Below are 14,279 nucleotides of genomic sequence, written 5' to 3'. Positions count from 1 at the left end.
CGAACTCCGACGGCGCAAGGAGGGGCGGCGTCGATGTCCCTATCGACTTCAGGAGGATGGCTTCCCTCGGACTCAAGCAACTTCCGGGCCCGAACGAACGGCGTTACGCGATGCGTCGGGTCGCGAGCCGCCGGCGAAGGGCCTCGAACTCCGCATGCGTGAGTCCTTCATCGGTCCAGAGATCGACGCCGCCGTCGGTCAGCCGTCCCCGAAACACGACGTGGACGTCGACCCGGGCGCTGCCGAACCGGGGAACGGGTCGCACGGCGAGCACGCGATCCGCGGGCACGAACATCGGGCGAAGGGGGCTCCACGCCCAGACGCCCCGGTCGTCGATCGCCTGGCGGTGAATCTGCCCCGCGATCAGGGCCTGGATCAATCCCGCGGCGACGATCGCGAAGCCGACGCCGAGCGCCGCGAGCGCGATCCCGGCGAGAATCGCGAGGGGATGAAAGCTGCTCGCCTGCACCATCCGGGCGATGCCGTAGGCCACCAGCACGGCGCCCGCGCCGAATCCGACGCAGCGGACGATCTGTCGCCAGTGACGGCCCGACAGACTTCCTTCGAAGATCGCCAGGCTCGCCCCCCCGTCGCTCGCTTCTGTAACGCTTTCTCTCATGCGAACAGATCCCTCTGAACGTTCCCGCTGACGTCGGTCAAACGAAAATCGCGTCCGGCGACGCGGTAGGTCAGTCGCTCGTGGTCCAGGCCGAAGAGATGCAGGATCGTCGCCTGCAAATCATGCACGTCCATGCCCCCTTCCACGGCAGCGAAGCCCAGGTCATCCGTCCTGCCGTGAACGTGTCCCGCCTTCACGCCCGCGCCCGCCATCCAGACGGTGAACGTGCGATGGTGATCGCGACCCGCGTCGGGGCCGGGCTCTCCCTGGATCATGGGCGTCCTGCCGAACTCGCCGGCGAAGACTACCAGCGTATCGTTTAGCAGGCCGCGCGCCTTCAAATCTTTCAGAAGCGCCGCGATCGGGGGGAGCGACTCCTGGCACTTCTCGGGCAGGCCCTTGATCAGGCTGACCATGGTGCCGCCGTGCATGTCCCATTCGCCATGGTTCAGTTGCACGACGCGCACGCCCCGCTCGATCAGGCGCCGGGCCATCAGGCAGTTCGCCGCGAACGAGCGCTCGCCCGGCTGCACGCCGTAGGCGGCCAGCGTCGTCGCCGATTCGCGCGTCAGATCGACGGCCTCGGGCGCCGCGGATTGCATCTTGAACGCTAACTCGTACTGCTCGATGCGGGTCGCCGTCGCGGGGTCGGCGTCGGCCGCGAGCGTCTCTTCGTCGAGCGCCCGGATCGCATGCAGCGTCTTCGCCCGCATCGATCGCGACACGCCGGGCGGATCCTTAAGAAACAGGATCGGTTCGCGCCCCGGAAGCAGCTCCACGCCCTGATATCGGCCCGGCAGGAACGCGGCGCCGGAGACGTCGGCGGTCGTGCGATTTCCTTCGCCCGAGTTCATCACGACGAAGCGGGGCAGGTTCTCGGCTTCCGACCCCAGGCCGTAGACCGTCCACGCCCCCAGCGAAGGCCTTCCCGTCCGCGCGAAGCCGGTGATCAGCTTCAGCGCCGCGGGAACGTGGTTGAACTGATCGGTCGAGACGCCATGCACCATCAGCAGTTCGTCGGCGACTTCGCCCAGCGGCGCCGCGCACTCCGACAGGGGCAGGCCGGACTGGCCGTAGCGTGCGAAGGACCAGGGCGACGCCATCAGCTTCGCCTCGGGTCCGATGAAGGCGAAGCGCACGCCGGCCATCAGATTCGCCGGCGGCTGAAGCCCCTGCTGCTGTTTCAGTTCGGGCTTCTCGTCGAACAGGTCGAGTTGCGACGGGGCGCCCGACATGTTGAGAAAGATCAGGCGCTTCGCCCGGGGCGGCTCCGGAGTGCGGCCATGCAGAGTGGCGGCGCGCTGTGCGTCCGCGATTCGACCGCCCCCCAGCAGGGCCGAGAGCCCGATCGCCCCGGCGGAGAGCCCCCCCTGCCGCAGCCAGGCGCGGCGGGAACTCGCCCGTTCGATCGATGACAGGAGCGGATCGTTCATCGTTGCGAGATCGTCGCGTCCAGATTGAGAAGGGCGTTCGCGACCAGAAGCCACGCGGCCAGTTCGTCGTCCGACACGTCCGTCGGTCGGCCCAGCACGTCCGCCGCGGGCTCTGCGGCCTGAAGCGTTTCGCCCGCCGCCTCGGGATCGGCAGCGTACTCCTGCCGAAGCGCGTCCAGCGTTTCCTGAAGCTGCGCGACCGCCGCAGGGGAAGGCGCTTCGCCGGTGCACAGCCGGTAGGCATGCGCCAGCCGCGCCGCATCGTCTGGCTCCTCCGCTTCGTTCAACGTCCGCGCGGCCAGACCGTAGGCGAACTCCAGCGTCTCCTGGCTGTTCAGCAAGTAAAGCGCGATCGCGGGCGACTCGGTCATCGGTCGCGTGACCGTGCAGAGTCGTCGATCGGTCGCGTTGAGAGTCTGCAGGCCGGGGTGGAGGCGCGTCCGCTTCACGAACGTGTAGAGCCCCCGACGGAAGCGGTTCTCCCCCCGGCTCTCCGGCCAGGTCGTGAAGCCCCCTTCGAAGAAATGCCCCTCGAACAGCGACGCGGGCTGCGGCGGAAAGACGGGCGGTCCGCCGACCCTATGCGACAGAAGACCCGACGCCGCGAGCAGCGAGTCGCGAACTCGCTCGGCGTCGAGCCGGTACCGCGGACCGACGGCGAAGAAACGAGCCGCCTCGGGAGCGACCTCGGCTCGGGAAGAGTCCTGGGCGTACGTCTCCGACAGGACGATGCGGCGGATGAGCGCTTTCAGATCCCAGCCCGACTGGACGAAGTCGACCGACAGCCGATCGAGCAGCGGACCGTGCGACGGGTACGCGCCCTGGAAACCGAAGTCCTCCGGCGTCGTGACGATGCCCCGCCCGAGCAGCCGCTGCCAGACGCGGTTCACGACGACCCGCGACGTTCGCGGATGCTCGGCCTGAACGAGCCACTCGGCAAGCTGCCGGCGATTCGCCTCCAGCGCGTCAGGCGCCGGAAGATCGAACGCCGTGGGCGGCGCGGGCAGGACGTAGTCGCCCAGGTCGAGAAAGTTTCCGCGGCGCTGCACCTGCGTCAGCGTCGGCGGACCTTCGCGCATCACGTAAGGATGAGCCGTCGTAGCGGCACGATAGGCTTCCGCGTCCGCGACCGCCGCTTCGTGATCGGCCTTCATCGCCTGGTTCTCGGGATCGACCTCGGCGAACTTCCGTTCGAGTCGCACCCGCAAACCCGGGTCGATGCCGGAACCTGTCTGCTTCCCGAGGGGCGCCGCGAGCGCTTCGCCTAGCGTCGCGATCCGCTCCTCGTCCGACGCCGCACGGAGACCTTCCAGCCAGTCGCCGAAGCGTCGCGCGAAGTCGGGACTGCGCATCGTCAGGACGGCCCGTCGTCGTTCGGCGGCGGCATCCAGGCGGGCTCTCCGTTCGGAGTCGCCGAAGAAGAGTTCGAACTCGTCCGAGCGGGCCAGCGTCGCCTTATCCGTCGTCGGCTGAAAGTAGGCGTAAAGCTGGTAGTAGTCGACCTGCGTGAAGGGTTCGTACTTATGGTCGTGGCACTGGGCGCAGCCGAGCGTCGCGGCGAGCCAGACGGTGGCCGTGGTGTCGACGCGGTCCTTCAGCGTGGCGTCGCGGTACTCGTCCTCTTTCGCGCCTCCCTCCATGTTGACGAGCGTGTTGCGATGAAAGCCGCTGGCGAGAAGCTGGTCCCGCGACCGGTCCGGCAGCAGATCGCCGGCGAGTTGCTCGCGCGTGAAGTCGTCGAACGGCAGATTCTGGTTGAACGAATCGACGACCCGGTCGCGATAGGGCCAGACCGACCGGGGCTCGTCCGATTCATAGCCGTGCGTGTCGGCGTAGCGTGCCAGGTCGAGCCACCACGTCGCCCAGCGTTCGCCGAAGGCAGGCGACGCCAGCAGCCGATCGACCGTCCGCTCGTAGGCATCGGCTGCGCCAGCCGCGTCGGAAGATCGATCCGCGAGGAACCGATCGATCTCCTCCGGCGTCGGCGGAATCCCGACCAGATCGAGCGAGACGCGTCGCAGCCAGCATGCGTCGGTCGCTCGCTTCGCCGGGATGAGGTTCTGTTCCCGCAGCGTAGCACGCACGAAGTCGTCGATCGGGTCGGAAGCGGGCGGACGATCGGCGAACGCGACGGGCGCCGGCGTCGCGAAGAATCGGGGCGCTGCCAGCGACCACCACCGGGCTGTCGGAGCGCCGAGTTCGACCCAGTGTTCCAGAACTGCCCGCTCGGTCTCGTCGAGCGCCGTGCCGTCTTGCGGCATCACGACGTCGGGATCATTCGAGCGGATGCGATGGAGCAGTTCGTTCGCTTCGCCCGGAACGGCGAAACGCTGCGCGAGCGCCCGCCCCTCGTCGCCTCCCAGAGCCAGCACGTCGAGTCGCAGGTCGCCCGCCTGTCGATCGGCGCCGTGACATGCGACGCAGCGCCGCGCCAGCACCGGCATCACCGCCTGCTGAAAGTAGGGCTCCGCGTAGGGATCCGCGGGCAGCCCCTGTTCAGAGCCCTTCCCCGTCGCGCATACGACGCTCAGCCCCAGGGCGAGCATGCACAGGGGCCGCAGCCTCGCCGAAGTCAGGATACGGGGCGAGACGCGAGTCATAGGAACGCAGGCAAGCGGTCGGCGGCACAGCGAAGCTCAATCCCCAACCATCCGTCGCCTCGCCTCTTTTTTCAAGGCGAATCGCGGTCCGCGGCTACCTTTGCGTCCGTCGGAGCGTCGATTTGCCCCTTCCCGCACGACGTTTCTTCGACCGCCGACGCCGGGGCGTCGGGGACTCCTCCTCTTCTCCCTGGAACGTCGCGACCCGCCAGATGTAGACCGCGAGAAGCCCTCCGACGACGACGTACGTCAGCGGATCGAGCCAGCTTTCCAGGCGAATGTACTCGTCCCGCAGAAAATAGCCCGCCAGGACCAGAAACGTGGTCCAGATCAGACTCCCCGCCGCGGTGTAGATCGCGAACGGCAGAACGGGGTAATCGGCGACGCCGGCAGGAATCGAAATCAGCGTGCGGATGCCGGGAACGAGGCGTCCGAAGAAGATGGCCCAGCCGCCGTACTTGTTGAATACGACGTACGCCCGGTCGACCTCCTTCGGCGTCACGGTCATCCAGCGACCGTACCTGCCGGCCCAGCGTCGGACCCGCTGTTCGCCGACGAACTTGCCGACGCCGTACCAGAAGAAGGCGCCGGCGACCGATCCGACCGTCCCCGCGAGGATGACGGCGATCAGGTTCTGCTTCCCCTCCGCGGCGTTGAAGCCGGCGAAGGGCATGATCAGTTCGGACGGAATCGGCGGAAACAGATTCTCCGCGAACATCAGCACCGCAATGCCGACGACGCCGGTCCGTTCCACGAAGCCTTCGATCCAGTCGAACATGGGCGTCCTCCGTTACGTCCCTGGTACCGCGTTCCGCATCCTGCGATCGCCAAGTGCATCTCTGCATCGATGTCTAGCGTGTCAGTTCGCTGACACGGAGGGCTCACACCCTCCGCTCGCCAAGACGAACGCGAGACGCGAACACCCGTTAGCAGTTCGCGTCGAACACCCGCACCTTCTCCCACGATTCCTTGTTCCGGCGGATGAACTCCAAGTGCCTGGGAACCGTCTGATAGCGGTCGTGCGATTCCTTGGAATCGAACACGATATGGAGCGCCACGTGGAAGTCCCGGTCGTTCACCGGACGGGCCAGTTCCTGATTGAGCGTGCCGACCGCGAAGAAGACCTCGCCCTGCTCTCCGGGGAGATACTCGCGGCATTCGCGAACGAGCGCGTCGATCGAGGAGGGGCTGGGATCCTTCAGCGTGAAGTAGACGATGTGGGCGAGCATGGAGGTCGAATCGATGCAGGATCGGGAGAGTCGAAAATGCGAGCGACCCGCCTTCCGGGGAGGGCGGGTCGCGACGCATTGTATCGATTCAGCTTCGACCGCGGATCGCCGATCCGCAGCCTCTTTCTCTCGCAGAAGCGATCAGTCCTCTTTCCGCCGGGGGGGAAGCTTCTTGGCAGGGTTCGTCGGGCCGGCCGCGTTGCGGTTGTAGTTAAGTCCAGCCCGGTCGAGGAGCGACTTGCCCATGATCGAGGCGCCCGTTTCATCCGGCGGCGGCGGACCCATCGCGCCGAGCGTCGTCGGGTCGTATTCCAGGGTGTAAACGTTCTTCGCGATCGAGACCTCGTCGCTGGGATCGATCCGCTTGCGGAAGTCGGGCGTCAGGCGGACGCCGTTGACCTTCACGCCGTTGGAACTGTTCAGGTCCTTGATGAACCAGTAACCCTCCTCCAGATTCATCACGCAGTGATGACCGGAAACATTCGAAAATTTGAGGATGATGTCGCAGTCTTCCCGCCGCCCGACGCGCATCTGCGGTCGAATCAGCGGGATGGGGTCGCCCCCCCCGACGGGCACGAGTTCGCCGTACACCAGGAAGACCTTTCGCGCAAGAGACCGAATTGCCGACCCGTGAATAGAAAAATACGATGACGGGGTTCGGCGTCGGGTGCAGAACGCAGCCGGTCGAGAAAAGTACCCCGGCGCCCGCTCGACAATTCCGGCAGTCGTCGCCGGGTCGAGAAGTCGCGGGAAAACGGATCGTGCGTTCACGCCGCCCGTATGAAGAAATCTACCTGCTTTTACGAGGATCGTCAAAATCGGATCGAAAATCCTCGATCGCCGAATTGCGTCATGCGCGACCGCTCTGCCGCCCGCGACGCCGCAGCCGTGGGAGGCTGCAGGCCTGCGCTACCACGAATACAATTTTTTCCTCCGCGGCAAGTTCGGCGAGCGGGTCCAGAAGGTCAGCATCGACGCCGGGTTCACCTGCCCCAACGTCGACGGCACGGTCGCCCGGGGGGGCTGCGTCTTTTGCGATAACCGCAGCTTCAGTCCCTCCCGGCGTGTTCCGAAGCAGGCCATTCTGGAACAGATCGACGACGGCATCAGCCGGCTGAAGCGACGCTACGTCTGCGACAAGTTCCTGGCCTACTTTCAACCCGCGACGAACACGTACGGATCGCTCGAAAAGCTCCGATCGATTTACGAGGCGGCGCTTTCGCATCCGAAGGTCGTCGGACTGGCCATCGGCACCCGCAGCGACTGCGTGCCGGATGAAACGCTCGATCTGATCGAGGAACTGGCGAGCCGGGCGTACGTCTGCGTCGAATTCGGCCTGCAGACGATCCATGACCGCACGCTCGCCTGGATGAACCGGGGGCACGATTACGCCAACTTCCTGGACGCGATCGAGCGCAGCCGGGGGCGCGGCTTTTCGATCTGCGCCCATGTCATGCTGGGCCTGCCGGGCGAGACGCCCGGCGACATGCTGGCGACCGCGCGGGAAGTCGCGCGGCTGAACCTTGACGCGGTGAAGCTGCACAATCTGTACGTGGTGCGGAACACGCCCCTCGCGGACGATTACCTGCAAGGGAGAATCGCCTTGCAGTCGCGACCCGCCTACGTGGCGACGGCGATCGACTTTCTGGAGCTGCTTCCGCCCGCCATGGTCGTCGAACGGCTGAGCGGCGAAGCGCCTCCCGACTGGTTCCTCGGCCCCGCCTGGGCCCAGGACAAGCCCGCCCTTCGCGAAGCCTTCCGCGCCGAATTCCTCCGCCGCGACGCCCGGCAGGGAATACGGTATGAGACGCCCTAGCATCCGGCCTCCGGAAAAGCGCTGGCAGATTCAGCGGCGCCCGGCGATAGGCTCGGGCGTCGAGCGCCGCGGACTTGCTGCGACGTAGCTCATCGGATGAGCGTCTCCTTACGTCTTCGAACTTCAGGCCGCACGTCGCGCCACGATCTGTACGACGGAGGCGAGACCGGTGTGGTAGAGGCCTTCGCGGACCTCGCGTTCCAGTTCCTGGGCGTGCAGGAACTCCAGCCCGGCGAGTTCCCGTTGAAGGTCGTCGAGCGACATCATCAACTCGGGCGAAGACGGGCCGCCGGTGCCGCGACCGAACTGCTTCGGCGTGTAGGCTTCGAGGATGAAGACGCCGCCCGGACGCAAACCTTGCACGACGGCCGCGTGGAGCGGATCGCGGATCGACTTGGGCAGATGGCAGAAGATGGAGACGATGCCCGCCCACGCCCCCTGCTCGATCGCAAAGTCGGCGAGATCGGCCGGCTGCGTCGCGATCTGCAGGCCCCTTTCCTCCGCCAGCCGTCGCGCCTTCGCGAGCCCGACCTCCGACTGATCGACGGCGGTCACCTCATACCCGCGGCTCGCCAGGAAGAGCCCGTTCCTCCCCTCCCCTTCCGCCAGCGTCAGCACGGGCCCCGGCGGAATGCGATCCGCGACCGACGCCAGGAACTCGTTCGGCTCCGTGCCGTAGACGTAGTCGGGTTGGGAGTAGCGTTCGTTCCAGAGTTGAGCGTCCATTGAGTCGTCTTGTCTCTCAGTTCGCCGACGAGGCGGCATCAACTGATGAGGATGAGGGCGAAGAATCCGTACGAAAGAACATGCTTAATTGCAGCGTAATGATCAGAAGCCGATCCGAGATGGTTCGATTAAAGGACCGATTCGTCGAAATGCCGTGGCAGATGTTGTTCCGTACGTTGAGCCCGCACTGATCTGTCAGGAAGGCACTAGCATAGGCGCAAAAATCGGACCCGAAGATATTGATGACTTCGTCAGATCGAAGCAAGTCATCGAGGTTCCTCAGGACGTAGCCGTTGTTCCGATGCGGCTTCTGAACAGAGACACCGGCATTCGCTGCAACGTGACGCACTGCACTCTCAATCTCCGTCACGATAAGGTGTTCAAACACGACGTGGTCGTGACGGAAATATGCCTCGACTGCCCTCCAGAGAATGATATGCCTTTCAGGATGCCAGATCGCTGAACCAGTGATTTCGGTAAAGAGCGATTCGGCATCGACGTGAAACGTCTGAAACATACGATCGAGAGCAACTTGGACGAATATCGACCTCAGTTGAATCTGAAGGGCGATTTCGCGTCGAGTTCGGGAAACCATATCCTTCGGCCCGAACGCAGCGATCGTTCGTCCGTTTGAATCTACAACGGATTGTGCTGCCATCAACGAGAACACGGTCGAGGCGTCGCGATCCGCCATAGCAGCTTGTTGCTCATCGAAGCGAAGCAGGAAGTGACAGGAGATCCTGGCGATCGTGGTGTGGAGGTTACCGCGGATAAGTTCCGCCAAGAACGCCTCCATGGCTTCATACGGGATTTCTTGAGTGAACGAAATCGGCGCAAGTTGCGATGGAACTTCCGGTTGTCGACGCGCAATCTCACTTTCCGCTGAGCCAGCCTCCCGGGGGAGGTTAAATCGACGCAGGAGCGAAGCCGCTGCTTGAAGCCAAGCGATCGCGAAGAGAGCGTCTGATTCCTTGGTGAAGTCCAACACATGATCGCGGAAACCGCAGAGCGATCGACTTACGCCGCAGTCGTCTTTGTGGCGCCGAAAAAATCTTGCGAGGAGTTCTGCGACGGTTTGTCGCCCGAAGAGGTTGTCAGCATCGCGGCCCCGGTCAAGCAAACGGGCTTCCAATGCATCCTTGAGTCGCTCGGCGTCTGCGTCCGGCCAGTACTGCTTGGGCAACTCAAGGAACTGCGACAAAAGATCCCGTTGATGCCAGATGCCTTCGAGACCGTCGATCCCAAGAGCCCATCGTGCGAGCCGCGAGCAGGCATCTCCAAGTGCTTCTCCTCGGCCGATCGCCGCTAGGAGGTTCAGCGCTCGTGAGAAGTAACTCAATGGCTTTTCACCCAGTCCGACCCTTGCCTGGGTGATCGAGTCGATGTAGCTCGACGCAGCGATGGCGGCGAAGTCGACGCTCGGTCTCCTGCGGAGGACAGGATAGGAGAGATCCCAAACGAGGTCGGCGTACCGAGCCTTCAACATGGGATGGGGCGACGTGCGAGCACGTCCCTCCCAATACATCAAGCAATCGGCGGTGACGAGGTCAAGCGGAGGGTGAGTGTCAGGCGCGGACTTCGACGGGTCGCCATATAGCGGTCCGAAGTGTTCATTCCAGGGCTTCGAATGCTCCGCATGAAACGCGAAGGCGAACAACTCCCGGCGCAGATCGCAATCCGGAATTGGTCCGGACAGGCCTACTTCAGTTCGGTGCCGTTGCAGCCTTTGCGAAATGCTAGCAGCCCGTTGATTTTCGCCCTGCCTGCGCTATCCTCGCGTGATCTCGACGCGGGGGAGGAATCGCGATGGGCTTGGGCAAGCGGAAGCGGGAGACGCAGGGGACGTTCTGGGTTCCGACGGACAAGCTGGGGAGCGGTCCGCGAAACGTCTTCTACGACCGTCTGAACGGGCTGCTGGCCGAGATCGAATTCGACGGACGGCTCGAAGAGGCGGCCGCTCCGTACTACGAAACGACGGGGCGAAAGAGCCTGGCGCCGGGCGTCTACTTCCGGATGCTGTTCATCGGTTACTTCGAGGGGATCGACAGCCAGCGCGGCATCGCCTGGCGCTGCGACGACAGTCGCTCGCTGGCCCGTTTCCTGGGCTTCGGTCCCGGCGAGGAGACGCCGGACCATTCGACGCTCACGCTGACGCGAAACCGGCTGCCGCTGGAGATCCATCAGCTCGCGTTCGACCTGGTTCTCGGCCTCTGCCACGAGAAGGGTCTGCTCAAGGGCAAAACGCTCGGCGTCGACGCCAGCGATCTCGAAGCGAACGCTTCGATGAAGTCGATCGTCCGCCGGGAGAACGGCGACGACTGGCAGGAGTACGTTCGCAAGCTCTACGAAGCCGAAACGGGCGTAAGCGACCCGGACGACGAGGAGCTGCGCCGCTTCGACAGGAAGCGGAAGGACAAGAAGGTCTCCAACGACGAGTGGGTCAATCCGCACGATCCCGACGCTCGGATCGGGAAGATGAAGGACGGTCGCACGCATCTCAAGTACAAGGTCGAACACGCCGTCGATCTGGAGACGGACGTGATCGTCGCGGCGGAAGTCTACGAAGGGACCGCCGGCGACTGCCGGACGATCGAAGATACCGTGAACGCCGCGCGAACGAACCTGCGCGAGGCGGGCACGGGCTGCGACGTGGAAGAGGTCGCGGCGGACAAGGGCTATCACAGCGAAGAGTCGCTCGACCGGCTGCAGCACGAGACGCACGTGCGGACGTATATTCCGCAGCCGAAGCGAGCGAAGTCTCGGAAGCGAAAACGCAAGCCGCCGAGTCGTCAGGCGGCCTATCGTCGCAATCGCCGGAACGCGCGCGGACGTCGCGGTCGCAGGCTGCAGCGTCTACGAAGCGAGAAGGTCGAGCGGACGTTCGCGCACGTGCTCGAAACGGGCGGCGGCAGGAGAACCTGGCTTCGCGGGCTGGCCAAGATCCGCAAGCGCTACCTCGTCGCCGCCGTCGCTTACAACTTGGGACGGATCCTGCGCCAACTCCTCGGCGCCGGTAAGCCGAAACAGTTCGGAGAACTGGGAGCAGCGCTTTCCGCCGCGTTTGGGCTCTCCAGCTTCGCTGATTTCGCCGTCGGATCGCATCGAGCGATCTTAAGCATCTCGGTCGCCGTCCGGCTCCCGCTCCTGATGCCTCGACGCTCAGCGACCTTTTGAACGCTCAGGCTCTCGCGAACAGGGAAATCAACGGACTGCTAAGGCAGCTTGCAATGGCTTGAGACTCAAGTTCGGAAAGGACCAGCTTGGTCGACGCGTCCGTTTCGTGGGACATAGAGAACTCTGCGGTTGCGTGGCTGACGATCTAGAAATCGACACCGCCGTCAGCGCAGGGTTCGTCGCATGAAGGCAAGACGACGGGCTCAGGCCGTGCGCTCCAGCGCCGCGGCGCCGCGTTCGGCGAGTTCGACGGCTTTGAACAGGCCGCGGGCCTTGTTCAGCGTTTCCTGGTACTCGGCGGTGGGGTCGCTGTCGGCGACGATGCCGGCGCCGGCCTGGATGTAGGCCTTGTCGCCCTGCACGACGAGGGTGCGGAGCGCGATGCAGGTATCCATGTTGCCGTGGAAGTCGACGTAGCCGACCGCGCCGGCGTAGGGGCCGCGGCGGGTCGGTTCCAGTTCGTCGATGATCTCCATCGCGCGGATCTTGGGAGCGCCGGAGACCGTGCCCGCAGGCAGGCTGGCGAGGAGCGCGTCGAACGCGTCCATGTCGTCGCGAAGCTGGCCCGTCACGCAGGAGGAGAGATGCATGACGTGGCTGTAACGCTCCACGGTCATCACGTCGTCGAGCTTGACGGTGCCGTACTTCGCGACGCGGCCGACGTCGTTGCGGCCCAGGTCGACCAGCATGACGTGCTCGGCCCGTTCCTTGGGATCGGCGAGCAGTTCGCGTTCGAGGCGCTGGTCTTCTTCCTGCGTCTTGCCGCGGGGCCGCGTCCCGGCGAGCGGGCGGACGGTGACTTCTCCGTCCATGACGCGGCACATGATCTCGGGGCTGCTGCCGACCAGCGTCGCCTGGGCCGTCCTGAGGAAGAACATGAAGGGGCTGGGGTTCACGATCCGCAGCGTGCGGTAGATCGTGAAGGCGTCGACGCGGCGTTCCAGGTCGAAGCGCTGCGAGAGGACGACCTGAAAGATGTCGCCCGCACGGATGTATTCCACGCACTTGCGGACCGCGCTTTCGAAGGCCTCCTGCGTGCGGAAGTTCGAAATCAGGTTCGGCGCCGGGAACGTCGAAGTGTCGACGTCGACGCAGGCGAGCGTCGGAGTCGAGCGCTGCAGCCGGTCGACCACCTCGTCGCAGCGCCGGCAGGCCTGTTCGTAGGCGTCGCGGAGAGCCTCTTCTTCGTCGGCGTCTCCACCCTTGCCCACGTCCTCCGTTCGACCGAGCGCGACGACCAGCATCGTCTTGTTGACGTTATCGAACGCGATCACGCGGTCGTAGAACGCGAAGTCGACGTCCGGCAGCGCCCGATCGTCCTCGGGCGGATTGGGCAGGTTTTCGACATAGCGGATCGCGTCGTACCCGGCGTAACCGACGGCGCCCCCGGTGAAGGGCGGAACGCCCGGCACGGGCGCGGCGCGATGGCGCTGGAATTCGTCGCGCAGGATTTCGAGCGGGTTTTCGACGTTCCGTCGCTCGACACGGTTCCCCTCGACGATTTCGACGTCGCGGCCCCAGGCGCGGATTTCCTTGTAGGGATCGAAGGCGAGAAAGGTGTAGCGCCCGACCTTCTCGCCGCCGATGACGCTTTCGAACAGGCAGGCGGGTCCGCCGACGTCGAGCTGCGCGAAGGCGGAGACGGGGGTCCAGGCGTCGCTGACCAGTCGTCGGTAGACAGGGACCAGGTCGTAGCGCCGCGCCAGGTCGCGGAACGTCTCGAAATCGGGATGATAGGTCATGCGAAGAAACTGACGGGGAATCGTCCGCGGCGGCACGCCTGCGGAACGCTTCAGAATAACCGGGCGACTCGGGGGGACCAATCGGGAAGGGCGTCGACGCCGGCGTCGGAATCCCCCCTGCCCTCGTTTTTCTTGTGCCTGCCGCTCTAGAATCTCAACGGACGGAAGCGCGGAGCGCGCCGCGGAGGGTTGGACTCCCGCCGTGCGTGGCCCCGCGGCCAGTCGTACAGAGACGGATTTCCGACGCCGGTTCGCCAGCCGGCGCCGGTCAGCAGGAACGGGAAGGATCGATCGATGAAGTGCCAGCAGTGCGACAAGACGGCGATGATCCACATCACCGACCTCACCACGGGCGAGGTCGTGGAGTTGCATCTCTGTCTGGAGTGCGCCCAGCAGTTTATGGATCCCAAGTCCCAGGCCCCCACGGCGGGAGCGTCCCCCTCGGGCGTCGGGCAACTCTCGCTGAAGAAAACCGCCGAGCAACTGGCGGAGGTCGACAAGAAACGCTGTCCCTACTGCGGACTGTCGTTCAGCGAATTCCGCAGCCACCAGAGGCTGGGCTGCCCTTACGACTACACGTTCTTCAACGAGGAACTGGAGCCCCTGCTGGTGAACGTCCACGGCAACCTGGAACATGTCGGCAAGCGTCCGCCGCAGGTTCCCGGTCAGGCCGAGATGCGTACGACGCTGATTCGCCTCCGCCGGGAGATGAAGGAGGCGGTGATGGGGGAAAAGTACGAACAGGCCTCGAAACTGCGCGACGAAATCCGCGAGATCGAAGAGCAGCTTTCGTCGCCGTCGGAAGAGAAGTGATCGGAACCGGGGGCGTCGCGTCGGATCGCAGGCGCCGATTTTTCGAGAATCGTTTAAACTGAATCGATCGACCGCTCCCTGTAGGGTGGGTCATTGACCCACCTTCCGGAAGTTCGCGACGTCGTAG

The 14,279-nt window shown here is 64.8% G+C and carries 12 protein-coding genes; 3 read left to right on the top strand and 9 right to left on the bottom strand.

All coding sequences use genetic code 11. The annotated features are described in order from the left end of the window. Positions 1-103: 103 nt before the first annotated feature. The 6 genes from SH602x_RS21415 to SH602x_RS21390 form a co-directional block, all read right to left on the bottom strand. Complete coding sequence (locus SH602x_RS21415; protein ID WP_479474225.1) at positions 104-619, bottom strand: hypothetical protein; 516 nt, start codon at positions 617-619, stop codon at positions 104-106. Continuing rightward, entirely contained in the window at positions 616-2,052 is a 1,437-nt protein-coding gene (locus tag SH602x_RS21410) for a DUF1501 domain-containing protein (protein ID WP_479474224.1), read from the bottom strand. Before SH602x_RS21410 ends, SH602x_RS21415 begins: the two co-directional genes overlap by 4 nt. Continuing rightward, positions 2,049-4,652, bottom strand: a complete 2,604-nt coding sequence (locus tag SH602x_RS21405; RefSeq protein ID WP_479474223.1) for a PSD1 and planctomycete cytochrome C domain-containing protein — start codon at positions 4,650-4,652, stop codon at positions 2,049-2,051. The genes SH602x_RS21410 and SH602x_RS21405 overlap by 4 nt, the downstream gene beginning before the upstream one ends. Before the next feature lie 94 nt (positions 4,653-4,746). After that, positions 4,747-5,430: a DedA family protein gene (locus SH602x_RS21400; RefSeq protein WP_479474222.1), complete on the bottom strand. Its 684-nt coding sequence runs from the start codon at positions 5,428-5,430 to the stop codon at positions 4,747-4,749. Positions 5,431-5,578: 148 nt separating this feature from the next. Further along, on the bottom strand, positions 5,579-5,881 hold the full coding sequence (locus tag SH602x_RS21395; RefSeq protein ID WP_479474221.1) for a Dabb family protein: 303 nt from the start codon (positions 5,879-5,881) through the stop codon (positions 5,579-5,581). Positions 5,882-6,022: 141 nt separating this feature from the next. Continuing rightward, entirely contained in the window at positions 6,023-6,472 is a 450-nt protein-coding gene (locus tag SH602x_RS21390) for an FHA domain-containing protein (RefSeq protein WP_479470841.1), read from the bottom strand. A 217-nt stretch (positions 6,473-6,689) separates the two neighbouring features. Between SH602x_RS21390 and mnmL the strand changes: the two genes are divergently transcribed. Next, positions 6,690-7,697 (top strand): tRNA modification radical SAM protein MnmL/YtqA, encoded by a 1,008-nt coding sequence (mnmL, locus tag SH602x_RS21385; RefSeq protein WP_479477128.1) that lies wholly within the window; start codon positions 6,690-6,692, stop codon positions 7,695-7,697. Positions 7,698-7,820: 123 nt separating this feature from the next. Here the strand turns inward: mnmL and SH602x_RS21380 are convergent, their stop codons facing one another. Further along, entirely contained in the window at positions 7,821-8,423 is a 603-nt protein-coding gene (locus SH602x_RS21380) for an SAM-dependent methyltransferase (protein WP_479474220.1), read from the bottom strand. A gap of 16 nt (positions 8,424-8,439) precedes the next feature. Beyond that, complete coding sequence (locus tag SH602x_RS21375) at positions 8,440-9,909, bottom strand: DUF7380 domain-containing protein (protein WP_479474219.1); 1,470 nt, start codon at positions 9,907-9,909, stop codon at positions 8,440-8,442. 320 nt (positions 9,910-10,229) lie between these two features. Here SH602x_RS21375 and SH602x_RS21370 point away from each other — a divergent pair, with 320 nt between their 5' ends. Next, on the top strand, positions 10,230-11,597 hold the full coding sequence (locus tag SH602x_RS21370) for a transposase (RefSeq protein ID WP_479472661.1): 1,368 nt from the start codon (positions 10,230-10,232) through the stop codon (positions 11,595-11,597). A 203-nt stretch (positions 11,598-11,800) separates the two neighbouring features. Here SH602x_RS21370 and trpE read toward each other — a convergent pair whose 3' ends face one another. After that, positions 11,801-13,339: an anthranilate synthase component I gene (gene trpE / locus SH602x_RS21365; RefSeq protein ID WP_479471078.1), complete on the bottom strand. Its 1,539-nt coding sequence runs from the start codon at positions 13,337-13,339 to the stop codon at positions 11,801-11,803. A gap of 294 nt (positions 13,340-13,633) precedes the next feature. On the opposite strand from trpE, the gene SH602x_RS21360 reads away from it, so the two are divergent. Next, entirely contained in the window at positions 13,634-14,152 is a 519-nt protein-coding gene (locus SH602x_RS21360; protein ID WP_479474218.1) for a UvrB/UvrC motif-containing protein, read from the top strand. Positions 14,153-14,279: the final 127 nt, after the last annotated feature.

It is taken from the genome of Lignipirellula cremea (assembly GCF_056501455.1).
Note: the sequence above shows the minus strand (reverse complement) of the source record. Positions and strands in the feature narration are given on the sequence as shown.

Coding starts and splice junctions, on each gene's coding strand:
- SH602x_RS21415 (WP_479474225.1), bottom strand. CDS start 619: ATGAGAGAAAGCGTTACAGAAGCGAGCGACGGGGGGGCGAGCCTGGCG.
- SH602x_RS21410 (WP_479474224.1), bottom strand. CDS start 2,052: ATGAACGATCCGCTCCTGTCATCGATCGAACGGGCGAGTTCCCGCCGC.
- SH602x_RS21405 (WP_479474223.1), bottom strand. CDS start 4,652: ATGACTCGCGTCTCGCCCCGTATCCTGACTTCGGCGAGGCTGCGGCCC.
- SH602x_RS21400 (WP_479474222.1), bottom strand. CDS start 5,430: ATGTTCGACTGGATCGAAGGCTTCGTGGAACGGACCGGCGTCGTCGGC.
- SH602x_RS21395 (WP_479474221.1), bottom strand. CDS start 5,881: ATGCTCGCCCACATCGTCTACTTCACGCTGAAGGATCCCAGCCCCTCC.
- SH602x_RS21380 (WP_479474220.1), bottom strand. CDS start 8,423: ATGGACGCTCAACTCTGGAACGAACGCTACTCCCAACCCGACTACGTC.
- SH602x_RS21375 (WP_479474219.1), bottom strand. CDS start 9,909: ATGTTGAAGGCTCGGTACGCCGACCTCGTTTGGGATCTCTCCTATCCT.
- SH602x_RS21370 (WP_479472661.1), top strand. CDS start 10,230: ATGGGCTTGGGCAAGCGGAAGCGGGAGACGCAGGGGACGTTCTGGGTT.
- trpE (WP_479471078.1), bottom strand. CDS start 13,339: ATGACCTATCATCCCGATTTCGAGACGTTCCGCGACCTGGCGCGGCGC.
- SH602x_RS21360 (WP_479474218.1), top strand. CDS start 13,634: ATGAAGTGCCAGCAGTGCGACAAGACGGCGATGATCCACATCACCGAC.